The sequence below is a fragment of the Shewanella zhangzhouensis genome, assembly GCF_019457615.1.
In the GTDB taxonomy this organism is placed as follows: domain Bacteria; phylum Pseudomonadota; class Gammaproteobacteria; order Enterobacterales; family Shewanellaceae; genus Shewanella; species Shewanella zhangzhouensis.
Window position 1 is genome coordinate 432,501 of record NZ_CP080414.1, and the last position, 24,757, is coordinate 457,257.

The window sequence follows — 24,757 nt, forward strand, 5'->3', positions numbered from 1 at the left end:
GTGTGACGCCTGCCCGGTGCCGGAAGGTTAATTGATTGGGTTATCGCAAGAGAAGCTCATGATCGAAGCCCCGGTAAACGGCGGCCGTAACTATAACGGTCCTAAGGTAGCGAAATTCCTTGTCGGGTAAGTTCCGACCTGCACGAATGGCGTAATGATGGCCACGCTGTCTCCAGCCGAGACTCAGTGAAGTTGAAATTGCGGTGAAGATGCCGTATACCCGCGGCTAGACGGAAAGACCCCGTGAACCTTTACTATAGCTTGGCACTGAACATTGACCCTACATGTGTAGGATAGGTGGGAGACTTTGAAGCGGGAACGCCAGTTCTCGTGGAGTCAACCTTGAAATACCACCCTTGTAGTGTTGGTGTTCTAACCTCGGTCCATGAATCTGGACTAGGGACAGTGCCTGGTGGGTAGTTTGACTGGGGCGGTCTCCTCCCAAAGAGTAACGGAGGAGCACGAAGGTTGGCTAAACACGGTCGGACATCGTGTGGTTAGTGTAATGGCACAAGCCAGCTTAACTGCGAGACAGACACGTCGAGCAGGTACGAAAGTAGGTCATAGTGATCCGGTGGTTCTGCATGGAAGGGCCATCGCTCAACGGATAAAAGGTACTCCGGGGATAACAGGCTGATACCGCCCAAGAGTTCATATCGACGGCGGTGTTTGGCACCTCGATGTCGGCTCATCACATCCTGGGGCTGAAGTCGGTCCCAAGGGTATGGCTGTTCGCCATTTAAAGTGGTACGCGAGCTGGGTTCAGAACGTCGTGAGACAGTTCGGTCCCTATCTGCCGTGGGCGTTGGAAGATTGAGGGGGGTTGCTCCTAGTACGAGAGGACCGGAGTGAACGAACCGCTGGTGTTCGGGTTGTCATGCCAATGGCATTGCCCGGTAGCTACGTTCGGAATCGATAACCGCTGAAAGCATCTAAGCGGGAAGCGAGCCCCAAGATGAGTCTTCCCTTGGACCTTGAGTCCACTGAAGAGCCGTCCGAGACCAGGACGTTGATAGGCAGGGTGTGTAAGCGTTGTGAGGCGTTGAGCTAACCTGTACTAATGACTCGTGCGGCTTAACCATACAACCCAGATGGGTTTCAGATGGTGTAGATAGTCTTGAAGAAACCAGACTTGATTGAAGTGATAACTCAATAACACAGAATACCGGTCGCTTAGCTCAGCCGGGAGAGCACCTCCCTTACAAGGAGGGGGTCACTGGTTCGATCCCAGTAGCGACCACCATCATTTTCTGAGAAACGCAGCTTTCCGAATTAACAAATTTGTCTGGTGACAATAGCGCTCTGGTCCCACCTGATCCCATTCCGAACTCAGTAGTGAAACGGAGCAGCGCCGATGGTAGTGTGGGGTCTCCCCATGTGAGAGTAGGTCATTGCCAGACGCCTAATTCTGATTTCTAGTTTTAACGTGAAATCAAAGAGTTTGCTGATATGGCTCAGTCGGTAGAGCGCATCCTTGGTAAGGATGAGGTCCCCAGTTCGATTCTGGGTATCAGCACCATTATTAGCAGCCAGGTACTAAATGGTAGCAACAAAATTTGCTTGGAAACCATAGCGCTGTGGTCCCACCTGATCCCATTCCGAACTCAGTAGTGAAACGCAGTAGCGCCGATGGTAGTGTGGGGCCTCCCCATGTGAGAGTAGGACATTTCCAGGCTTCAAATACGAGAACCCCGACGTCAACGTCGGGGTTTTTCTTTATCTGTGTATAAAAAATCTATTTGAATACTCCAGGACATCATTAGAGTTCTTCGGTAGAAGTATTACGTCGCCGTTGACGCAACACTTCTGCAGAAAAGTTCAGCTAAAGTCCTTCAGTACTTTATTTAGAATTGGCTGGTTGGCATCCGGGAACTGATAGTTGCAGATGTCCTGCAGTGACACCCATTCGATTTCCTGCCCTTCGATACCGCGTGCTTCACCACTGAAGTCTTCAACCAGATGAATATCCAGCCGTACCTGTTTGTCAGGATAATCGTGGCTGATTTCCATATAAGGTTGGCTGGTGTGTACCATCAGGCCAACTTCTTCTTTTAGCTCGCGTTTGAGGGCTTCTGAAGTGGTCTCACCGGCCTCGACCTTGCCTCCGGGAAACTCCCATTTCCCACCCTGATGCAGATGACCATGACGCTTCGCCAGCAAGATGTGCGAGCCCTGTTTAATGATGCCTACGGCAACGTGAACACGTTTGGTCATACGATGACTCTTTGATAGTAAGTTTCTGAATTGGCCTTGGGTCAATCGGGAGTTTTAAAGAAGTCTGCTTCTTCATAACCCAGCTGATCCAGCAGCTCTTCGCTGATGTCATCTTTTACGGGAATAGCGTGCTTCTCGGAGGCCCAATCTCCCAGGTCAATCAGTTTGCAGCGTTCACTGCAAAATGGCTTGAAGGCGGAGGAGGCGTCCCAGATAACAGGCTTTTGGCACTGGGGACACTTAACCGTCAATGTCATGAGAAAAACCTTTTCGGATGGAATAACAAACACAAAATTGGGATGGCTTTATGGTAAAGCCTTCAGGCGCAGGTCGCCAGCTTAAAGGCAATAGTCTTGTCGGAATGGCGTTGATCGGCGAATTGAACGAAGTGTATGGCATAGCGGGTTTTGTGACCACTGATGGTGGGATAACAACCCTGTGCCGGATCAATCTTAACCCGGATGAGAGAAAGCGGTTGGGCATTGGTTCCCTGATAGAAACCGCCGGCTGCCGTGGCGTCCTGATATTCAGACGTACTGCGGATTAGCGAGAGCAGCAGGCTGACAGGGGTAAGTAGGGGAGTAAAGTGCTCAACCCACTGCAGATATTCGCCCCTGCGTTCATCCCAGGGCTTGGCAAGCCAATAATGCAGTTGAGGCAGGTCGAAGTTACAACAGGCGCCGGGCATACCGAATCGCTGCCGTAATGCACTTAAAAATCTATCTTGCTTGAGGGCGCTGCCAATTCGTGAAGGGTTCTGGAGCTGTTCTCTGGCTTTAGATAAGCCATCAACGACATTTTGGACTTGGGAGGCGTCTACGTGGGGTAATAATTGCCACTTGGCGAGAATAAAGAGTTGTTTGTCTATTTCTTTAAGCAGATCGCCACGGTAATCGCAACGCTCATTCAATTCGAGCAAAGAAAATAAAGGATAGAAACAGCGCTGCTGATGGTCATTTTCCAGATTATGCTGCACCTGCTGGGCGAGATATTCGAGCCGCAGATAGCTGCGGATTTTTTCGTTCAGAGGTTGCTCATATATCAATTCAGTCATGCGGTGCTTTTGATGCCGCCAGTGTTAAATAATACTGGTGGAGCCGGTTAACCTGCTCCCTGAGGTCGGCAATCTCTCCTCTGTTGTCGATAATATCGTCGGCTTTTTTCAGCCTTTCTTCCCGGCTGATTTGGCTGGCGATGATGTTGGCGATTTGGGCTTCGCTCACGTTATCTCGTTCGGCTGTACGTTGGATTTGCAAATCAGGTGAAATATCAACCACCAAAGTTCGATCAACTAAGCTATCCAACCCATTCTCAAATAGCAAGGGCACAACCAAAATAACATAATCTGAATCAGCATTTTTTGCTGATGAGAGCATGGTTTGCCTAATCATGGGGTGGAGTAAATTGTTCAGCCACATCCGCTCAGATTCATCGGTAAAAATCCTCTCTCTCAGCTTGGCGCGATCGAGACTGCCATCGGCTTTGAGAATGCGACTGCCGAAGTGTTCTTCAATCGCCTTGAGCCCTGCAGAACCGGGCTCCACAACTTCCCGCGCGATAACATCGGCATCCACCAGTCCAATACCGTGTTCGTGAAAGAGGTTCGCGACAGTTGTCTTGCCACTACCGATTCCGCCGGTAAGGCCAAGGATAAACCCGGACATCAAAGAGTACCCAGATACCAGCTGACGATATCTTGTCCCCAAAGCAGTGCTATCCAGCCAGCGGCCGCGATATAGGGGCCGAATGGAATTGGATTTTCACGCTTATGGCTTTTCCAAACCATCATCAGGATGCCAACGACAGCACCAACCAGGCTTGAGAGAAGAATAATCAATGGCAGCATCTGCCAGCCGAGCCAGGCGCCAAAGAGCGCCATGAGTTTAAAATCACCGTAGCCCATGCCTTCTTTGCCTGTGGTGAGCTTAAACAGCCAATAGACAGACCAAAGCGACAGATAACCGGCAACAGCACCTATAAGCGCATCTTCCAGATTGGTAAATAAACCCTGATAGTTAAGCAGCAATCCAAGCCACAGCAGCGGAAGAGTGAGGCTGTCTGGCAGCAACATTTCATCTAGGTCGATACCCGACATGGCAATTAAGCCAAAGGTCAGTAATGCAGTTGCCACAAATTGCCAAGTCGGGCCGAAGTGCCACGCCAGCGTTGCAACGGTCAGGCCGGTAAAGGCTTCCACTATAGGGTAGCGGCTGGAAATCCGGGCTTTGCATGCGGCACATTTACCGCCAAGGATTATCCAGCCCATTACCGGCAGATTGTGCCAGGGTTTAATATGAGTACCACATTTAGGGCAGGATGAACCTGGAACAATCAGGTTGTAACTCTCCGGATAGCTATCAATGGGTTTGTCTAAATTCGCTTTGCCAATCTTTTTGAAAAGCTCTGGCTGGTACTCTTCAAGATAAGCATTACATTCCTGCTGCCACTCTCTTTTCATCATCACCGGCAAACGATGGATTACCACATTGAGGAAACTGCCAATGGTGGCTGAGAAGAGGAATGCGAGCAAAATAAAGAGCCAGGAGTACTGGCTCAATAGGGCGATAAATTCAGTCATCTAATTTTTAAGTTTCAAAATTGTTCTAGGTTTTTAGGTTGGGCTATTAGCCAACCACGTTACCCATCTGGAAGATAGGCAGATACATACCCACAATCAGGCCGCCCACGAGGGTGCCGATAACCACCATCATAATGGGTTCAATCAGGCTAGAAAGGCCATCCACTGCATCATCCACCTGCATCTCATAGATATTGGCAATTTTGTTGAGCATATTATCGAGCGAACCTGACTCTTCACCAATCATCACCATTTGGATCAGCATATCCGGGAAGAGATTTACGGTGCGCATGGCCACGTTCATTTGCATACCTGCCATCACTTCGGTGCGAATTTTAAGCAGGGCTTTACGGTATACAGCGTTACCAGAAGCACCTGCAGCGGACTCCAGGCCATCAATTAAAGGCACACCCGCAGCAAAGGTGGTCGCCAGTGTGCGGGCAAATCGGGCCATGGCGGCCTTGTGTAAAATTTCACCAATCACGGGGATTTTAAGCACAAATTCGTCTTGCCTGTCTCTCACCGCCTGGGAGTTTCTGTGTGCGCGAACATACAGCCATATAGAGCTTACAATCACAATTAAAAAGATGTACCAAGAAGACTGCAAGAATCTTGAAATGTTAACTATCAATTGGGTAAAGCCTGGCAGTTCAGCACCAAAGCTGGCAAAAATGCTTTCAAACTGCGGCACCACAAAGAGCAGCAGCAAGGTAGTAACGGCAATAGCCACCACCACAACCGCAGCTGGGTAGAACATGGCCTTTTTGATTTTGGACTTAAGCGCTTCGGCTTTCTCTTTATAAATCGCGATGCGGTCAAATACGGTATCCAGTGAGCCCGAGTGCTCACCGGCTGCCACCAGGTCGACGTATAAATCATCGAAATATATTCTGTGGGGACGAAGGGCGTCAGAGAGCGGAATACCCGCCTGAATGTCATTAAGAATGGTGCCAAGCAATTCTCTCATCTTGGGCTTTTCATGGCCTTTACCGAGGATTTCTATGGTAGTGACCAAGGGCACGCCCGCCATCAGCATGGTGGCAATTTGGCGGGTGATCATGGCGATGTCCATCGCATTGATCTTTTTATTGCTGGCACCAAAGAGGCCATCAGACTTTTTACGGACGACCTTGGGGTTTATTCCTTGATTTTTAAGAATGGTTTTAATCTCGGCGACAGATGCGCCCCTGAGCTCGCCACTGGATTTTTTTCCATCGCGGTTTAAGCCCTTCCATTCAAAGTTATAGACCTTGGGTGCCAGCTTTTGTGTCTGCTTTTTGGATTTGTTTGCGACGGCCGTTGCCATGTTCTGTCCTTCCTTTTATATCAGCTTGACTGGTCAGGCTGAATGCGGCCGCTCAAGTTTTGAATCCATTAATAAGCGGCTTGGTGGGATTGTTCTTTTAGTTATAGTCTATCTGAGATTGATAGCCTGCCTGCTCGCTAAAGCCCTGCGCCATGTCGTCAGAAACTGGTGACGCGGTTTACCTCAGCAATACTGGTTACGCCTTGTATTACCTTAAGAAGGCCTGACAAGCGCAGGTCTCTTACTCCCTGAGACTTGGCCATGCGAGCGATCTCCAACGAGTTACCGCCTTCCATGATAACCCTTGCTATCTCATCACTCATGGGCATCACTTCATAAATACCCACCCGGCCTTTATAACCACCGGAACATAAATCGCAGCCGCAGGGCTTGTAGGCGGTAAAACCTTCAGCAATTTGTGCCTCATTAAAGCCCAAACGCTCCAGCTCGTGATTAGGGATCTCTTCCGGTTGTTTGCACTCGGGGCAAAGACGCCGGGCGAGGCGCTGGGCGATAATTAAATTCACCGAACTTGCAATGTTGTAGCCGGGTACGCCCATGTTGAGCAGTCGGGTCAGGGTTTCGGCGGCCGAGTTTGTGTGCAGGGTAGATAACACCAGGTGGCCAGTTTGTGCCGCTTTAATAGCTATCTCAGCGGTTTCCAGATCCCGGATTTCCCCCACCATCACCACGTCAGGGTCCTGGCGCAGGAAAGAGCGCAGTGCCGATGCAAATGTCAGCCCTGCTCGGTTGTTGATATGCACCTGGTTTACACCTTCCAGGTTAATTTCCACCGGGTCTTCCGCTGTGGAAATATTGCGCTCGGCGGTATTGAGAATGTTCAAACCTGTGTACAGGGATACAGTTTTACCAGAGCCGGTGGGGCCTGTTACCAGAATCATACCCTGGGGTTTGGCCAGGTTATCCAAATACAGCTGCTTCTGGTCTGGCTCATAACCGAGCTTCTCGATCCCCAGCTGGGCTGAGGACGAGTCAAGGATACGCATTACAATTTTTTCGCCCCAGAGCGTAGGCAGGGTGCTTACCCGAAAGTCGATACTCTTGGTGCGGCTGAGCTTCATCTTGATGCGGCCATCCTGTGGCAGGCGGCGCTCGGCAATATCGAGTTTCGACATCACCTTTAAGCGGGCAGCGATACGGCCGGAAAGATTAATGGGTGGCTCTGAGACTTCGTGCAAAATGCCATCGATACGAAACCGAATGCGGTAGCGTTTTTCGTAGGGCTCGAAGTGTAAATCCGATGCGCCGCGGCGAATGGCATCGGTGAGAATCTTATTAATGTAAATAACAATGGGCGCATCGTCAGCGCCGTCGTTATCATTTTCCGTGCGCTTATCGGTATCGGCGACCTCAATGCCCGCCAATGAGTCTTTATCTATACCGCTTAAGTCCAGTGCGCTGATGTCTTCTTCGAGTATTTTCTCGAGGGCGGCAATCAGCTTGTCATCTTCCACCAAAATGGCTTCGGCGTGCAGGCCTGCGGAAAACTGGAAATCTTCGAGAGCAGCGATATTGGTGGGGTCTGAGGTGCCTATATAGAGGCGGTTACCACGTTTGAAGAGCGGCAGGCAGCGATGTTTCTCGATGAGTTTTTTATTGAGGAACTCTTCCGGAATACTCTTTATGTCAAATTCGGCCAAGTCCAGCAGCGGCGTGCCATATTCCTCGTAGCAGAGCTCGGCTATTTCCCTTGCCGATAAAAGTTTGCTGGCCACCAGGGTGGTGACCAGCGAATGCCGGTTTTTTCGCGATAGAGCGACGGCCTCCGACAGCTGCTCTTCACTTAGCAGCTTCTTACGGATAAAAAGTGTCGATAACCCTAAGTGGAGGCCTGTAGTTGGCATATTTTGTATGGTTAATTAACAGTACAGTTCTTGATTGCGACCGCAGTAGCGTTGTTAATTCCAGTCAAGGTACAAGTCCATTCTATTTCACCTGCTGGAACACTTGTTGTACCGTCAGCAATAGTAGCCTCAAGATCTACTTGAATATTGCCAACCTCGTTTGTCAATACTCCATCAGCGGAGCAATATGCTATGTCTTCTAACGCATTGCCCTGATCATCTGTAGCTGCGGATGAACAATCTAACGTGTTGTAAACAGAATATCTTTCACCTAATTTGATCTTCGAACCGCTCATAGATGCTAGGGCATTAGTTGCGTTGGATTTTGCAACATAGTCCTGATACGCAGGCAGCGCGATGGCGGCCAGGATACCGATGATGGCGACCACGATCATCAGTTCGATCAGGGTGAAACCCTTGGCGTTCTTTTTAAAATTGATACCTTTCATTTCTCTCTCCGTTTATTGCTAAGTAGTGGCAGGTAGCTCAGCGTTGTGACTATCCAACCTCTGTGCAAATTAACTCAACTCGGTTTGTTTAGTCACCAATAGCTATGGCAGACCTTACATCCAGTTGTTTTCTGACCAAATTGGAGCAAGCTTCATCGCGTACGGATCTTTCTGCAGACGTAACTGATGTTCATCGATGCTCATTCTTGACTCCATTGAGAGTCAATCACGAATAAACCCATGAGCAGTTCATCAACACCTGATGCATTCAAATCTGCCTGCAACTTGGCTGTGCGCCAGTTCTCACCCTGTGTGGTAGGCCGTGGGACACATTGACTGCTATTACAGCAGTGCCAGCTATGCCCTCGAACTCGCCACCTTGGTTTGTTATTGCCCCATCGTTCAGATGGCGTTGAGACTCAAAAGCTTAAGCCCAACAGCTTTAAGCACAACACTGTCTATCCGTTGAGGTAGAAACCGATTATGGCCCTTTCGGCTGTCTCGGTTGTGTTCGTTATACCGACAAAGTTTCAGTCGCATCTGGTTATGCATCAGTCCAACGTTGGCTTTTACGCCGCTGAGTGGTTTCTACACCAAAGTTTGAACTTTGCATTTCCATCGGCTATCACCACCTATGCTTTCCTTTCTGTCCGCCAGACTCGGTAGTCAAGGTTGACAAAATGTAAACATCGAGGTTAGGGCATAACGTACTTTATTCCGTAAGTGCAGTAAAGTGAGCTTGCTTGTTGTCAAGAATGTTGCCAAGAAGCGAATTTGAATTTGCCTTTAGGCCATTTCTCTTCCACTTCTTTTGCTAGATTTCCGCTCCAATCATGCCGTTTTTATGCACCAGCCGGAAAGGCCATAAAGCCTAGGCTAAAGTTAGTACAAAGTTTGCAAAAATGAAACAAGAAATTGCACGAAAGTCTGTGCTATTCGCTTAATTTTTCTAAGGTAGTTTGTTTTGCATGCGCTTTGTTCTAACAATTTTTTGACTATGATGCACACCCTGACGGTTTTGTGTTCTCAGTCAAAAAAGTGTCGCGCAAAAAGTCATCAGATTGCTAGCAGGACTGGAGATATTGATTTACTTGAATACAACTTATGGCTGATGTGCTCGCAGAGGTTATTCTGACGATTGCGGCATGCATCAGTGGATCCTGTGGTACGAGACTGCTTTGTATTATGTTTGCTATTTCAAACAGTTTGTCAATCTGTTCCAGGTTTCACCAGTAGGTTTGATGGACCGCTTTTCGATTTTACCTCAAACAATCTTTTATCTGTGCATCTATCTGTATCTTCTCAGGCTTGGGGCAATATGCACATCGATTCGTCCGTGTGAGTTGCCACCCGGAGCGAACAAGGTGACTGAATCAGAGAAATAGAGATAAGTGCGCAAAGCTGGCGCTCATAAGCACCGCTATAGAGTGCTTTTGGGTTTAAGTCGATTTGGACACCAGTAAAGCGTGGTGAATGCCCATATGTTAAAACGTATGGGTCAGAACATCTGGGCCAAAACCTCTAGGCCAGAATGTCTGGTCTAAAACGTCCAAGTCACACGAAACGTGGGCGCGGGTTACAACCTGGCAGTTGCACAGCAAGATAAATCTCTTGTTAGCAACTGCCAGCAAGTAAGCGTGTTAGTGTTTAAGTCTCAGGGAAAGATCCATGGCGCGGACGTGTTTGGTGAGCGCACCGACGGAAATGAAGTCAACACCGGTTTTGGCAAACTCGCCAAGAGTGTCCAGGGTGACGTTACCGGATACTTCCAGCTTGGCACCGCCGCCTTGCACCTTGAATGCATCATTAATAGCAACGGCTTCAATCATCATGGTGACATCAAAGTTGTCTAACATGATGATATCGCAGCCTGCCTGCAGCGCCTCTGTCAGCTCAGCCAGGGATTCAACCTCTACTTCAACCGGTTTATCCGGGTGCAGGGTTCTGGCCTTATCTATGGCGGCTTTAATGCCACCGCAGGCCATGATGTGGTTTTCTTTAATCAGGAAGGCATCGTACAAACCAATGCGGTGGTTTTTACCGCCACCACAAATTACCGCGTACTTCTGTGCGGTTCTAAGCCCAGGGATGGTTTTGCGGGTATCAAGCAAGCGGCAATCGGTGCCGGCAAGTTTATCCACGTAAACCCGGGTCAGGCTGGCTACGCCAGACAGGGTCTGGATAAAGTTCATTGCGGTACGTTCCCCGGTGAGGATGGCGCGCGCGGGGCCTGACAACTCACACAGTACTTGATTCGGCACCACCCAATCCCCATCGTCCACGTGCCAATGTATTGCCACCGTTCCACCAAGCTGATTGAACACTTGCTCGGCCCAGGCTTTGCCACAGAAAATCCCTTCTTCGCGGGTTATGAGCGTTGCCTCAGCAATTTTATCTTCGGGAATGAGCTGAGCAGTGATGTCGGCGCTGGCATCGCCATGACCAAGGTCTTCATCCAATGCGGCTTTTACTGAGAGTCTGATGTCATTTTCCAGCATGACGACGTCCTTTGTTTTACTTATCTGGTTTGCTATCTGGTATGGTCGGTACGAGGGCGTATTTTTATGAGCGCCTTGATGCTCAAAGGATACCATGTGCTGTGGCATAGGTGCAGTGATTGCTTTATTGAATGGTACAGTGATTGGCGCTGTGAACGTGTTATGCAGAGCCATTGCGATAGTGATTCAGGGTAAAAATCGTTACAATCACAGCCGGTTATACTTATGTCTGCCTTGGTACGAACCGGGCCTCCAGCGTTCCTGGGCTTTGTTCGTCGCCACTTCGAAGTGGTGGTTACTGAAAGTCGTCTCATTGTGAATACGGAAACCAGATGTCGTCGCATCCTTTAATACAGTGGCATCAAGGGTGGATAAGCAGCGCCCGACATAGCCAGTCGCCCTTCTATAATAGCCGTCCTCAAGGGGAGGTCAGTCTGCTGGTTATTCACAATATCAGTCTCCCAGCAGGCCAGTTTGGCTTACCTTATATAGAAGCGCTGTTTCAGGGCTGCCTTGATTGCCAAGCACATCCCAGTTTCGCCGATTTGCAGGGCCTTGAGGTATCGGCTCATTTTCTTATTCGCCGCGATGGCGAGCTGGTGCAATTTGTATCCTGTGAAGACAGGGCCTGGCATGCAGGGGTGTCCAACTTTGATGGTCGTGAAGGCTGTAATGATTTTGCGGTGGGGATTGAGCTGGAGGGGACGGACGACCTTCCTTTTACCGATATTCAATATCAGATACTGCATGAGTTGACGCTGGCACTGATGGCCGAATATCCCGATATCACCCAAGACCGAATAGTGGGTCACAGTGACATTGCTCCGGGGCGTAAGACGGACCCGGGCCCCGAGTTTGACTGGGCGAGGTATTTTAGGGAATTATCTCAGGAGTTCAGTGGGTAACCAAGTTAGTGGTTTGTTGTTGAGCCCGCGCTTAGTACACATGGATAAGCCCGGAGCGGTGTAACCTTAAAGGGAGAAACAGGATGGCACTATTTTCATTATTGATGGCGATATTAGCCGAACGCCTTAAGTTTTTACCCGAGACCTGGCAATTCGATACCCTGATTGCAAAATTGCATCGCAGGCTGTGGAAAGACGAATTTACTCAGGGTCAAGCTTCAGAGTATCAGGTGTTGTTTGCCCTGCTGTTACCTGCGGTGTTGGTGTATGTGGCGCTTTTATTGGTCAGTGGCATTGCCTGGGGGCTGCTCACACTGGCGGTGTGGGTACTCACTGCCATGGTGTGTTTCAGTCATCAGGAACAACGCAAAGCCTTTAAGCGGTATATTCAGGCGGCGTGCCGGGGCGATACGCAAGCCTGTTATCGTCATGGGTCAGAACTCGATTGCTCTTCCTGTCTTGAAGCCGTGACTGCCGATGAGCTGGGGCTAAAGGTTGGACAAAGTGTTGCCTGGATAAACTATCGCTTTTACGGCGCTGTGGCCTTGTATCTGATAGCGCTTGGCCCTGTCGCGGCGGTGCTCTATTGCAGCGTGCGTTACTATGAGCAGATGCAAAAGCGCAGCAATCTGCAGCTCCCTTATGTGGATGCTTTACTGACAGTGTTGGATTGGCTGCCAAGCCGTATATTTGCCTTTGGTTATGTGCTTGCAGGCCAGTTCAGCAGCGCATTCAATCGTTGGCGCAAGCTGTCATTCGACCTATCAACTCCCGCCAGACAAATTGTGACAGAAACCGCAACCGAGGCGGAATCCATCCCACAGCCCTCATCTGCACCTGTATGTCTGCAGCCAACCCTGGTGCTGCTCGGGCTAAGTAAGCGCAACTTTATACTGCTGCTGGCGGCGGTCTCCCTGCTGACCATTTTTGGCGTGATTAACTGAAATCTTTTGGTGGGTGCAGGTGCCTGAAATGCCGTACTTGCGTAGGCTTTGTTAATTGGTCTGACCCCATGACAATTTTTTTCAGCTATGCTCTCATGTCGTGGGTGATATGGATCACTGTATAGACTTTAAAACCGTGATTTGATAAAGTGCGCTCACTCGCATAAATTGGTAAGACCAATTTACAATGGAGCTGAGGGCCCACATGGCATATAGCAAAATAAACCAGCCGAAGATCTCCGATGTGATCATGCAGCAACTCGAGCGCATGATCCTTGAAGGCAGTCTCAAGCCCGGCCAAAAACTGCCCCCTGAGCGGGAGTTGGCCATTCAATTTGAAGTTTCCCGTCCTTCCCTGCGCGAAGCCATCCAAAAATTGGAGGCCAAAGGCCTGCTTATGCGCCGTCAGGGCGGTGGCACCTACGTGAAAGAGCAGCTGTGGCAAAGCATGGCCGATCCTATCGTAGAACTCATGCAGAGCGACACCGAAAGCCAGTACGACCTGCTTGAATTCCGTCATGCCACCGAAGGCATGATGGCGTACTTTGCCGCCCTGCGCGGTACCGATGCCGACATGAATAACATCCAAAAAATGATTTTGGAAGTGGAAGAGGCCCAAAATATCCAAAGTAAGGCCGATGCCATCGTGCGTTTTTATCGCGCCGTAGCCGAAGCCTCACACAATGTGGCCATGTTACATCTGGTTTTAAGTTTAACTCCGGTGCTGCACAAGAATGTGGCACAAAACCTGGAGCTTCTGAGCCGCCGCGAAGATGCCTCCAGAATGGCGAACGAACACCGCCGGGCACTGCTCGCCGCTATCGTTCGCCGCGATCCCGAAGCGGCCCGCGAAGCCTCGAATGAGCACTTGAGCTACATCGAAGAGGTAATGTTGGCGGTGAGGGAAGAAGATAGCCGGTTGCAGCGCAGCCTGCGCCGATTAAAGAGTGGTGCCTGATAGTCGGGATGGCGAAGTTGCCAGTACCTCAAAAGCCACTTTTCCCATAAATATGTATATATAAGGACAGTCTCATGTCTGAACCTATGCAAACGCTACAAGACTTAGATCCCATCGAAACCCAGGAGTGGCTTGCTGCCCTCGAGTCCGTTGTTCGCGAAGAAGGCGTAGAGCGTGCTCAATTCCTGCTGGAACAAGTGTTGGAGCAGGCTCGTCTGGATGGTGTGGACATGCCAACCGGCATCACCACCAACTATGTGAACACCATTCCGCTGACCCAGGAACCCGCTTACCCGGGTGACATCACCATCGAGCGTCGTATTCGTTCCATCATCCGCTGGAACGCTATCATGATCGTGCTGCGTGCCTCCAAGAAGGATCTGGAGCTCGGTGGTCACATGGCCTCTTTCCAGTCGGCGGCTGCCTTCTACGAAGTGTGTTTCAACCACTTCTTCCGCGCCCCTAACCATAAAGATGGCGGCGACCTGGTGTACTATCAGGGCCACATTGCCCCCGGTATCTACAGCCGTGCTTTCCTCGAAGGTCGTCTGACTGAAGAGCAGCTGGACAACTTCCGTCAGGAAGTGGACGGCAAGGGTATTTCGTCTTACCCACACCCCAAGCTGATGCCTGAATTCTGGCAATTCCCAACCGTTTCCATGGGTCTGGGCCCTATCTCTTCTATCTATCAGGCACGCTTCCTTAAGTATCTGAATGGCCGTGGCCTGAAAGACACCACCGAGCAGCGCGTATATGCCTTCCTCGGCGACGGTGAAATGGACGAGCCAGAAAGCCGCGGTGCCATCTCCTTCGCTGCCCGTGAGAAGCTGGACAACCTGTGCTTCCTCATCAACTGTAACCTGCAGCGTCTCGATGGCCCGGTAATGGGTAACGGCAAAATCATCCAGGAACTCGAAGGCCTGTTCAAAGGCGCGGGCTGGAACGTGATCAAGGTAGTGTGGGGCAGTGGCTGGGACAAGCTGCTGGCCAAAGACACCACCGGCAAGCTGCTGCAGCTGATGAACGAAACCGTTGACGGTGACTATCAGACCTTCAAGGCCAAAGATGGCGCCTATGTGCGTGAGCACTTCTTCGGTAAGTACCCAGAGACTGCTGCGCTGGTTGCCGACATGACCGACGAAGAAATCTTCGCCCTCAAGCGTGGTGGCCATGAGCCCTCCAAGCTGTACGCGGCATTCAAGGCTGCCCAGGAGACCAAGGGCCGTCCAACTGTGATCCTGGCCAAGACTGTAAAAGGTTACGGCATGGGCGATGCGGCCGAAGGCAAGAACATCGCGCACCAGGTGAAGAAGATGGATATGTCCCACGTGGCCAAGCTGCGTGACCGTCTGGGTGTGACTGATCTGGTCAGCGACGAAGACCTGGTTAACCTGCCATACATCAAGCTCGAAGAAGGCAGTGTTGAGCACAAGTATCTGCACGAGCGTCGTGATGCGCTGCACGGCTACACGCCCAAGCGTCTGCCTAACTTCACCGGCGAGTTTATTGCTCCTGAACTGTCTGAGTTCCAGCCTCTGCTGGAAGAGCAGAAGCGCGATATCTCCACCACCATGGGCTTTGTTCGTACCCTGAACATCCTGCTCAAGGACAAGAATATCGGCAAAAACATCGTGCCTATCATTGCCGATGAAGCCCGTACCTTCGGTATGGAAGGTCTGTTCCGTCAGATTGGTATCTACAACCCGTACGGTCAGAACTATATCCCTGAAGACCGCGATATCGTGTCTTACTACAAGGAAGACACTTCAGGCCAGGTTCTGCAGGAAGGTATTAACGAGCTGGGCGCCATGTCTTCATGGGTTGCCGCTGCCACCTCGTACAGCACCAACAACCTGCCGATGGTTCCGTTTTACATCTACTACTCCATGTTCGGCTTCCAGCGTGTGGGCGATATGGCGTGGATGGCGGGCGACCAACAGGCGCGCGGCTTCCTTTTGGGTGCCACTGCCGGTCGTACTACGCTGAACGGTGAAGGTTTGCAGCACGAAGACGGTCACAGCCACATCCTGGCCGGTACCGTACCTAACTGTATTTCTTACGATCCGACCTTCGCGTACGAAACAGCCGTGATCATTCAGGACGGTATCCGCCGCATGTATGGCGAGCAGGAGAACGTGTTCTACTACCTGACCCTGATGAACGAAAACTACGCCATGCCAGCCATGCCTGAAGGCGCCGAGGAAGGTATCCGCAAGGGTATCTACAAGCTCGAAAGCCATGAAGGCAAGAAGGCAAAAGTTCAGCTGATGAGCTCGGGCACCATCATGAACGAAGTGCGTAAAGCAGCCGTTATCCTGGCTGAAGAATACGGCGTAGGTTCTGATGTGTTCTCAGTGACCTCGTTCAACGAGCTGGCCCGCAACGGTCAGGACTGTGAGCGTTTCAATATGCTGCATCCAGAAGCCGACGCCCGCGTGCCTTATATCACCTCGGTGCTGGGCAATGAGCCTGCCATAGCCGCAACGGACTACATGAAGAACTACGCCGAACAGGTACGTGCCTTTATGCCAAGCGTGTCTTACAAGGTGCTGGGTACCGATGGTTTCGGTCGCTCCGACAGCCGCGCCAACCTGCGTCGTCACTTCGAAGTGAACGCCGGTTACGTGGTGGTGGCAGCCCTGAACGAGCTGGCCAAGCGCGGTGACATCGACAAATCTGTGGTGGTTGCTGCCATCAAGAAATTCGATATCGACACCGAGAAGATGAACCCACTTTACGCGTAAGAGACGAGACAATGGCAATCGAAATTCATGTACCCGATATCGGCACTGATGAAGTCGAAGTGACCGAGATCCTGGTCAAGGTGGGGGATTCCATCACTGAAGATCAGTCGCTGATCACCGTGGAAGGCGACAAGTCTTCCATGGAAGTACCGGCTCCCAAAGCCGGTGTGGTCAAGGAAATCAAAATTGCGGTGGGCGACAAGGTCGCCACCGGCTCACTCATCATGATGTTTGAAGGTGAGCAAGCTGTTGCCGCACCGGCTGCTGCTCCAGCTCCTGCGGCCCAGGCCGCGGCGCCAGCACCGGTTGCTGCAGCGCCTGCGGTATCCGCACTGAAAGACGTTTTCGTGCCCGACATCGGCGGTGACGAAGTTGAAGTCACTGAAATTCTGGTGAAAGTGGGCGACAGCATCACTGACGAGCAGCCACTGATCACCGTAGAAGGCGACAAGGCTTCTATGGAAGTGCCTGCGCCATTCGCCGGTGTGCTGAAAGAAATTAAGGTCACCACCGGTGACAAGGTAGCCACCGGCTCCCTTATCATGGTGTTCGAGACTCAGGCTGCATCCGCTGCCCCTGTGGCCGCAGCTGCCGCGCCTGCGCCGGTTGCTGCAGCGCCAGTTGCTGTTGCCGGCGGTGACAAAGACATTCAGGTGCCGGACATCGGCGGCGATGAAGTGGAAGTGACCGAAGTGCTGGTGAAGGTAGGCGACACCGTTGCTGCCGACCAGTCACTGTTGACCGTGGAAGGCGACAAGGCCTCCATGGAAGTACCTGCGCCATTCGCCGGCACCGTGAAAGCCATCAAGGTGGCCGCGGGTGACAAGGTGTCTACCGGTTCACTGATCATGGTGTTTGAAGTGGCTGGTGCTGCTCCTGCTGCCGCGCCAGCTGCACCTGTGGCTCAGGCAGCTGCTCCAGCTGCTGCTCCGGCCGCTGCGGCGCCGGGCGCCAATGCCCAGGCTCAGTCTCCGTCTCAGTCTCAATCTCAATCTCAGTCTCTAGGCAAGACCGGCGAGTTCGTGGAAAACCACGAGTACGCCCACGCGTCACCGGTTATCCGTCGTCTGGCCCGTGAGTTTGGCGTTAACCTCGCCAAGGTTAAAGGTACAGGTCGCAAGGGCCGTGTGGTGCGCGAAGACGTGCAGTCTTACATCAAAGAAGCACTCAAGCGTCTCGAGTCAGGCTCAGCCACCGCCGCTGCGGGCGCTGCCTCAGGTGCCGGTCTGAACCTGCTGCCATGGCCTAAGGTCGACTTCAGCAAGTTTGGTGAAGTTGAAACTCAGCCGCTGTCTCGCATCAAGAAGATCAGTGGTGCCAACCTGCACCGCAACTGGGTGATGATCCCCCATGTGACTCAGTTTGATGAGGCCGACATCACCGAGCTTGAAGATTTCCGTAAGGCGCAAAACGCCGAAGAAGCCAAGCGTGATACCGGCATGAAGATCACCCCACTGGTGTTCATCATGAAGGCCGTGGCCAAGTCGCTGGAAGCCTTCCCATCGTTCAACGCGTCTCTGTCGGAAGATGGCGAGAGCCTTATTCTGAAGAAATACATCAACATCGGTATTGCGGTGGATACCCCCAATGGTCTGGTGGTACCTGTGGTACGTGATGTGAACAAGAAAGGCATCTATGAGCTGTCCCGCGAGCTGGCCGATATCTCCAAGAAGGCCCGCGCCGGTAAGCTTACTGCCTCTGACATGCAGGGCGGCTGCTTTACCATCTCCAGCCTGGGTGGCCTCGGTGGTACTTCGTTCACCCCAATCGTGAATGCCCCTGAAGTGGGTATTCTGGGTGTGTCCAAGTCTGAGCTCAAGCCCAAGTGGAACGGCAAGGAATTCTTGCCACGTCTGATGCTGCCACTGTCGCTGTCGTACGATCACCGGGTGATCGACGGCGCCGAAGGTGCCAAGTTCACCACTTATCTGAGCGGTGTACTGTCAGACATACGCAAACTCGTTCTGTAACCGTAAAGGCTGTCCTGAATAGGACGGCCTTTTTATTGTGATCCGTGTCGAACGCGGGTTAAAATGCGGCCACCTTACAAGCGGGCCGATAGTTGGTTTAAAAAGTCGCCTCCCTCAAATGCTTGAGCAACTTTTTAAACGACGGAATGAAGAAAAATTCAGAGGAAAACATGAGTAATCAAATCAAAACTCAGGTAGTAGTGTTGGGCGCGGGCCCTGCGGGTTATTCCGCCGCTTTCCGTGCTGCCGACCTTGGTCTGGAAACCGTAATCATCGAGCGCTTCAGCACCCTGGGTGGCGTGTGTCTGAACGTGGGTTGTATCCCATCAAAGGCCCTGCTGCACATTGCCAAAGTGATTGAAGAAGCCAAAACTGCTGCCGAGCACGGCGTAGTATTCGGCGAGCCAAGCATCGATATCGACAAGCTGCGCGGCTACAAAGAGAAAGTGATCGGCCAACTGACCGGTGGTCTGGGTGGCATGGCCAAGATGCGTAAAGTGCAGGTTGTAAATGGTCTGGGTAAATTCACCGGCCCTAACAGCATCGAAGTAACCGGTGCCGACGGCGCTGCGACCGTAATCAACTTCGATAACGCCATCATTGCTGCCGGTTCACGTCCAATCCAGCTGCCATTCATTCCTCATGAAGACCCACGTATTTGGGACTCTACCGATGCGCTGGAGCTGAAAGAAGTACCTAAGAAGCTGCTGGTGATGGGCGGCGGTATTATCGGTCTGGAAATGGGTACTGTGTACCATGCACTGGGCAGCGATATCGACGTGGTTGAAATGTTCGACCAGGTTATCCCAGCTGCAGACAAAGACGTGGTGAAGGTTTACACCCGTAAGATCAGCAAGAAATTCAACCTGATGCTGGAAACCAAGGTGACCGCGGTTGAAGCCAAAGAAGACGGTATCTACGTCTCTATGGAAGGCAAAAAGGCCCCAACTGAGCCTGTGCGTTACGACGCCGTGCTGGTTGCTATCGGCCGTACCCCTAACGGCAAGCTGATCGACGCCGACAAGGCTGGCATCAACGTTGATGAGCGCGGCTTTATCAATGTAGACAAGCAACTGCGCACCAACGTGCCACACATCTTCGCCGTGGGCGACATCGTGGGTCAGCCAATGCTGGCGCACAAAGGTGTGCATGAAGGCCACGTGGCTGCCGAAGTGATCTCTGGTCTGAAGCACTTCTTCGATCCTAAGGTTATCCCCTCTATCGCTTACACCGACCCTGAAGTAGCCTGGGTAGGTCTGACCGAGAAAGAAGCCAAAGAGAAAGGCATCGCGTACGAGACTGCGACCTTCCCATGGGCTGCTTCCGGCCGCGCCATTGCCTCTGACGCCAGCGACGGTATGACCAAGCTGATTTTCGACAAAGAGACTCATCGTGTTATCGGTGGTGCCATTGTTGGTGTGAACGGCGGCGAGCTGCTGGGCGAAATCGGCCTGGCCATCGAGATGGGTTGTGATGCCGAAGACATCGCGCTGACCATCCACGCTCACCCAACTCTGCACGAGTCTGTGGGTCTGGCGGCTGAGGTTTACGAAGGTTCTATCACTGACCTGCCAAATCCCAAGGCGAAAAAGAAAAAGTAATTTTCTGAAAAGCCGCAAAAAGACGCCCAAGAGGCGTCTTTTTTTATGGCTCTATTTGTGAATGGTGTAAAATTTGTGTAATTATCTCTTGGTGTTAGGCAGTTAGTTTCTGCCTGTGCTTGGTGTTCGGGTCGTGCTGCGATAACAACTATGATAAAAAAAGTTGCTCAATCTCTGCTGCTGATGTTTGTACTTATGCTGCCTTGGCTGAACGCCAGTTATGGCGGTGAATTTGTGCAGCGGATTTTTGCCAGTCGCGATGGCCTGTCCAATGGCATGATCAACTCCATTACCTTCGACCGCTATGGGTTTGTCTGGGTTGCTACCGAAGATGGCCTGTTTCGGGTCAGTAAAACCATGGTGCGCAGGGTTGATTCCCACCAGGGGGAAAACCGACTCAACGATTCATACATCATGGACGTGGTCGCGTTGGGTGAGGAGTATCTTCTGGTCAGCGTATCTGACACCCTATATCGCTACCATATTCCCTCAGATACCTTCGAAGAAATCGGCAGCGCCGCCCTACTGCCCGCATATGAAGGGGGCGGCATTATTGATCGCACTGTGGTCGATCAACATTCCTTGATGCTGCTGAACAGCAAGGGCCAAGTGCTGAAGCTGGACTATCAGAACTGGCAACTGGAGAAGGTCATTCAGCTGCAGCAGGACCCCGATGTTCTTTGGGATAAACTGCTTTATCTGCCCTCAGGACAACTCATCATAGGCAAGCCCTATCATCTGGAAATTCGCTCCGCCAAGGGCGAAAAGCTGGTGGATTTACCCTGGGTAGAGGCATCCGGCCAGGCCAAACGCCTCTACCGCGACAGGGCCGGGCGGGTGTGGCTTACCTCGAGTGAAGGTCTGTTTGAAGTACTGCCCGACACCCAGCAGATTTTGCCTGTGTCCCAGGTACCTTTCTATGTCACTGCCATCAATGAAGATGGTAAAGGCAACCTGTGGATGGCGAGTCGTTCGGGAGTGCTGAAGTGGTCTCCGGTCGAACAGACTTTCGAAAAATTCGACAGCGATCTGCGTCAACTTGCCAATATTGATTATGTTCAGGACGTTGCTATCGACAATCAGGGGTTAATCTGGTTGGGCGGCGCCGGCGAGGGCTTGGTGCTGGCGGTTGATAGGCCCACGTTCCTCAGGGGAACCTTTAACGATCAGCCGCCCTATTCACTGGGCAATCAGATGATTTGGTCAATCTTCACCGAAGGCAATCGCTATTGGTTCGGTACGGATGCGGGCGTTGTCAGCGTTCAAGAGGGGATAGCCGGCTCGGTGCTGAGCACGCCTGAAGAATTTGAGCCCAATGACAGCGTCTATGCCATCACCTCACTGAATAGTGAATACCTGTTGCTCGCCACTACCAATGGGCTGTTTTTACAGGATAAAACTACCCATGCTACCAAGCGGTTCCATGAGTGGAGCCACGGTAGTGAGTCGTTGAAACGCAAATGGATATTTCAGGTTTACAAAGATCCGGGGATCCCGGGGCGCTTGTGGTTCTTAACCGCAACCGGTTTGTACTACTGGGAGCCTGGCCTGTTTGATCCTCAGGAGTATGCCATTGTCAGCCGCAGTGGTGAGCGCCACCAACCCGCGATATACAGCATGCTGAGGGGCGCGGATGGCAAGCTGTGGCTGGGTGGTCCGGATGAGTTTGGTTACCTTGATGCCGATGGCTACTTTATCGATAAGCGTGAACTTTTCAGCGGAATGAAGGGCGACTTACAGGTAGGGCATATTCTGGAAATTGCACCAGGAAAGCTATGGCTGGGGACATCCTTGTTTGGGGTGATGGAGTACCAGGTCAGCACGGATACGCTGGAGTCTTTGCAGGAAAAGTGGAAACTTAGCTGCTATACCACCTTTGGCCTGCTGGATACGCCGGATTACCGTGTGATCCTCTGTCCTCGTTCTTTGGTGCGTCAGCACAAAGAAACGTCCGAAGTGCAGGTGTTTACCGTGGAAGACGGTGTCGTCAATACCGAGTTCAACGAAGGCGCCTATGCCTACCGTGAAGATAAGGGGCTGTTTTTGGGCAGCCCCAACGGGGTGCGTCAGCTGGACGTTAACGGCCTGAATAATCGCATCACCGACGAAAGGGTATTTCTGGAGTCGGTGACGGTTTTTTATGATAACCACACTGAAAAATCCCTGGTGCCAAGCGACTTTACCACAGTAGCACCGGGCGCCCGCATGATCAGTTTGCAGCTGACCAGTAACGACTATTTGGATGACTCGCCCATTCGGCTCAAATATCGATTGGGCAAACAGGGGCAATTGGTTGAACCCAAGTACCTGCTGCTGGATGGCCAGCCTCAGCTCAATCTTTCTGGACTGGATGCCGGTAAGCTGGAGCTTGAAATATTAAGCCGCCGCAATGAGATCTGGGACGACACTCCATACGTTCATCGTCTGCATGTCCAGCAGTACTGGTGGGAGACGGCGCTGTTCAAATGGTCACTGATAGTGATCCTGATGTTGTTAACCCTGGCCATTATTCTGATACGGCATCGCCAGGTTGAGCGTTTTCGCAATATGAACACGGCGCTTTTGGAGAGTGAAGACAGATTGCGCCAGTCTTTGCGCGGCAGTGATTCGGATCTTTGGGTTTGGACCCGCAAAGATAACGCCTTCTATCTGGACAACCGCAATGGCGTGTTATCTGTGGAGCAGGAAGTGTTAAGGGTCACCTTTGAGGAGTTTCCTATCCACCCCGATGACAGAGACAGGGTGGTATCTCACTGGTTGGCCGTGATCAACGGTGAAATTGAGCGTTTCGATGCCGAATACCGATTCCAGCGCCGCACTGGCACCTGGGGATGGCTCAGAGTGCGGGGACGTCCAAGTCAAATCAACAAAGAGACCGGTGACGTTGAAAAAATCAGTGGTATCTACAGTGATATCACCCAGCACAAGTTGCTGCAGAACGAAGTCGATCTGTTGGCACAGGCATTTGAAAACACCTCTGAAGGGGTGCTTATCCTCGATGCCGATGAACAGGTCAAGGTCGCCAACCGTGCAGCACAAGCTATCCTGGGCGCTAACATGGCGGAGCTTGCTGGCCGCAAATTTATTTCCTTGCTTACCGAGCATGGTACCAATCGCAGTGAGATAGCGACTTTGCTGGCCAATGGCATGAGCTGGACCGGTGAGCGGGAGCTGCGTATCGCGGCCGGGCAGGTGTGCCCGGTTTGGCTGAACGTCTCTGTGATGTTGGGGCTGCAGGGTAAGGTACAACACTATGTGGTGGTGTTCTCTGACATTACCGAGCGTAAGCGCAGCGAGGCCGACCTGCGCCGTCTTGCCAATTACGATGTGCTCACCGGCCTGCCCAATCGTTCACTGTTTGCCGCAAGGTTGAATCAGGCCATCCACAAGGCGACCCAGAATGAAGAAAAGCTGGCCTTGATGTTCCTTGATTTGGATAGATTCAAGCACGTCAACGACTCCTTTGGACACGGCATGGGAGATGCGCTGTTGGTGGAAGCGGCGGCGCGGCTGCAATCCTGCATCGACCCCGAATATACCCTGTGCCGATTTGGTGGCGATGAGTTTGTGGTCCTTATCCACGGTGCTGAGGTGGATACCCTGAACCACCTGGCCAATACCATCCTTGGCCAAATCGAAACACCCTTTAAACTCTTTGGCCGCGAGTTCTATATCTCCACCAGTATCGGGATTTCCATTTGGCCCGATGACGCCCGCCAGCCTGAGGCGTTGATCAAAAACGCTGATTTGGCCATGTATCATGCCAAGGAAGAGGGGCGCGGTAACTTCCAGTATTACTCTCAGGAACGCAATGCCGAGGCGCTTTATCACCTGCGTTTGGAGGCAGATTTACGCAAGGCGCTGGAAAGGCAGGAGTTCTGCCTGCACTACCAGCCACAAGTGGATGTGAATGATGATAATCAGGTCATAGGGATGGAAGCCTTGTTGCGCTGGCAGCATCCCAAGGATGGCTTTATCCGTACTGACATTTTCATCAAGGTGGCCGAAGCCTGTGGCCTCGTCATCGACATAGATAAATGGGTGTTACGTCAGGCTTGTTTGGACGGTGCGCGCTGGAGTCGCAAACTTAAGCGACCCTTTAAAATCTCGGTCAACATCTCTGCAGTGCATTTCCGTCAGCCCGATTTTATCGACAACCTGCGCCGCACCCTGGAAGAGACATGCATTCCGGTGGAAAACCTGGCGCTGGAAATCACCGAAGGCGTGTTGATGAAAGAGCTGCACATTGCCCGCGATCATTTGCGCTTGCTCAGGGAAATGGGAGTACAGGTAGCCATTGATGACTTTGGTACCGGCTATTCGTCGCTGGCTTATCTGCGCCATTTTGACGTTAACCTGCTGAAGATTGATCGCTCCTTCCTGATAGATATCGCCGACAATCCGGCGGATCAGGCGATAGTCTCCAGTATTATCGAGCTGGCCCGCAACCTGAAACTCAAGGTGGTGGCAGAGGGCGTTGAAACCCGGGAACAGCTCAATCAGGTATTGGCCCGGGGTTGTCATGTGATTCAAGGTTACTACTTTGCCAAGCCGATGGCCCGTGACGATATGGATGCCTATCTGATGCTGGACGGACCGGCATCAGCTTCCCCCGTTCAGGTCTGATGTGTTTGTTACTGTTCAGTAATTACTCATGTTTTTAACTTAATTGCGCCATGTCTGTTAGAATGGCGACCACTGCAACCCTTTCACTTAGCTCCCGGG

Annotated in this window: 16 protein-coding genes, 2 tRNA genes and 3 rRNA genes (1 of these 21 running past the window's edge); 12 read left to right on the top strand and 9 right to left on the bottom strand. The window is 51.7% G+C overall.

The genetic code is table 11. The annotated features are described in order from the left end of the window. From K0H63_RS01925 to rrf (K0H63_RS01945), 5 genes are all read left to right on the top strand, one after another. Nucleotides 1-1,082, top strand: a 23S ribosomal RNA gene (locus K0H63_RS01925) (it extends 1,812 nt beyond the left edge of the window). 85 nt (nt 1,083-1,167) lie between these two features. Beyond that, nucleotides 1,168-1,243 (top strand) — tRNA-Val (locus K0H63_RS01930). 41 nt (nt 1,244-1,284) lie between these two features. Continuing rightward, a 5S ribosomal RNA gene (gene rrf, locus K0H63_RS01935) occupies nt 1,285-1,400 on the top strand. A 43-nt stretch (nt 1,401-1,443) separates the two neighbouring features. Further along, nucleotides 1,444-1,519, top strand: a tRNA-Thr gene (locus K0H63_RS01940). Between the two features lie 40 nt (nt 1,520-1,559). Continuing rightward, nucleotides 1,560-1,675: ribosomal RNA gene (gene rrf, locus K0H63_RS01945) — 5S ribosomal RNA — on the top strand. Nucleotides 1,676-1,818: 143 nt separating this feature from the next. Here the strand turns inward: rrf (K0H63_RS01945) and mutT are convergent. The 9 genes from mutT to nadC all read right to left on the bottom strand — a co-directional run bounded on the left by mutT (nt 1,819) and on the right by nadC (nt 10,910). Next, entirely contained in the window at nt 1,819-2,214 is a 396-nt protein-coding gene (gene mutT, locus K0H63_RS01950; protein WP_220066479.1) for an 8-oxo-dGTP diphosphatase MutT, read from the bottom strand. Between the two features lie 41 nt (nt 2,215-2,255). After that, a complete protein-coding gene (yacG, locus tag K0H63_RS01955) occupies nt 2,256-2,471 on the bottom strand; it encodes a DNA gyrase inhibitor YacG (protein ID WP_220066480.1) in 216 nt (71 codons plus the stop codon). Between the two features lie 62 nt (nt 2,472-2,533). Continuing rightward, a complete protein-coding gene (gene zapD / locus K0H63_RS01960) occupies nt 2,534-3,268 on the bottom strand; it encodes a cell division protein ZapD (RefSeq protein WP_220066481.1) in 735 nt (244 codons plus the stop codon). Beyond that, nucleotides 3,261-3,878 (bottom strand): dephospho-CoA kinase, encoded by a 618-nt coding sequence (coaE, locus tag K0H63_RS01965; protein ID WP_220066482.1) that lies wholly within the window; start codon nt 3,876-3,878, stop codon nt 3,261-3,263. The genes zapD and coaE overlap by 8 nt, the downstream gene beginning before the upstream one ends. Next, complete coding sequence (locus K0H63_RS01970) at nt 3,878-4,792, bottom strand: prepilin peptidase (protein ID WP_220066483.1); 915 nt, start codon at nt 4,790-4,792, stop codon at nt 3,878-3,880. The genes coaE and K0H63_RS01970 overlap by 1 nt, the downstream gene beginning before the upstream one ends. A gap of 46 nt (nt 4,793-4,838) precedes the next feature. Beyond that, nucleotides 4,839-6,098 (bottom strand): type II secretion system F family protein, encoded by a 1,260-nt coding sequence (locus K0H63_RS01975; protein WP_220066484.1) that lies wholly within the window; start codon nt 6,096-6,098, stop codon nt 4,839-4,841. A gap of 158 nt (nt 6,099-6,256) precedes the next feature. Then, a complete protein-coding gene (gene pilB / locus K0H63_RS01980) occupies nt 6,257-7,963 on the bottom strand; it encodes a type IV-A pilus assembly ATPase PilB (protein ID WP_220066485.1) in 1,707 nt (568 codons plus the stop codon). An 11-nt stretch (nt 7,964-7,974) separates the two neighbouring features. After that, nucleotides 7,975-8,412, bottom strand: a complete 438-nt coding sequence (locus K0H63_RS20180; protein ID WP_220066486.1) for a pilin — start codon at nt 8,410-8,412, stop codon at nt 7,975-7,977. A 1,640-nt stretch (nt 8,413-10,052) separates the two neighbouring features. Beyond that, the gene (gene nadC / locus K0H63_RS01990) at nt 10,053-10,910 is read right to left on the bottom strand and encodes a carboxylating nicotinate-nucleotide diphosphorylase (protein ID WP_220066487.1); all 858 of its coding nucleotides are present in this window, start codon (nt 10,908-10,910) and stop codon (nt 10,053-10,055) included. Between the two features lie 332 nt (nt 10,911-11,242). Between nadC and ampD the strand changes: the two genes are divergently transcribed. The 7 genes from ampD to K0H63_RS02025 all read left to right on the top strand — a co-directional run bounded on the left by ampD (nt 11,243) and on the right by K0H63_RS02025 (nt 24,658). Continuing rightward, nucleotides 11,243-11,815 (top strand): 1,6-anhydro-N-acetylmuramyl-L-alanine amidase AmpD, encoded by a 573-nt coding sequence (gene ampD / locus K0H63_RS01995; RefSeq protein WP_434086743.1) that lies wholly within the window; start codon nt 11,243-11,245, stop codon nt 11,813-11,815. Between the two features lie 83 nt (nt 11,816-11,898). Then, on the top strand, nt 11,899-12,759 hold the full coding sequence (gene ampE, locus K0H63_RS02000; RefSeq protein WP_220066488.1) for a beta-lactamase regulator AmpE: 861 nt from the start codon (nt 11,899-11,901) through the stop codon (nt 12,757-12,759). A 205-nt stretch (nt 12,760-12,964) separates the two neighbouring features. Further along, a complete protein-coding gene (pdhR, locus tag K0H63_RS02005; protein ID WP_220066489.1) occupies nt 12,965-13,717 on the top strand; it encodes a pyruvate dehydrogenase complex transcriptional repressor PdhR in 753 nt (250 codons plus the stop codon). Between the two features lie 74 nt (nt 13,718-13,791). Next, on the top strand, nt 13,792-16,461 hold the full coding sequence (aceE, locus tag K0H63_RS02010) for a pyruvate dehydrogenase (acetyl-transferring), homodimeric type (RefSeq protein ID WP_220066490.1): 2,670 nt from the start codon (nt 13,792-13,794) through the stop codon (nt 16,459-16,461). Nucleotides 16,462-16,472: 11 nt separating this feature from the next. After that, a complete protein-coding gene (gene aceF / locus K0H63_RS02015) occupies nt 16,473-18,431 on the top strand; it encodes a pyruvate dehydrogenase complex dihydrolipoyllysine-residue acetyltransferase (protein WP_220066491.1) in 1,959 nt (652 codons plus the stop codon). Between the two features lie 170 nt (nt 18,432-18,601). Then, a complete protein-coding gene (gene lpdA / locus K0H63_RS02020) occupies nt 18,602-20,032 on the top strand; it encodes a dihydrolipoyl dehydrogenase (protein ID WP_126169213.1) in 1,431 nt (476 codons plus the stop codon). A gap of 150 nt (nt 20,033-20,182) precedes the next feature. Further along, nucleotides 20,183-24,658, top strand: coding sequence for an EAL domain-containing protein (locus tag K0H63_RS02025; RefSeq protein ID WP_220066492.1), 4,476 nt, complete (start codon nt 20,183-20,185; stop codon nt 24,656-24,658). Nucleotides 24,659-24,757: the final 99 nt, after the last annotated feature.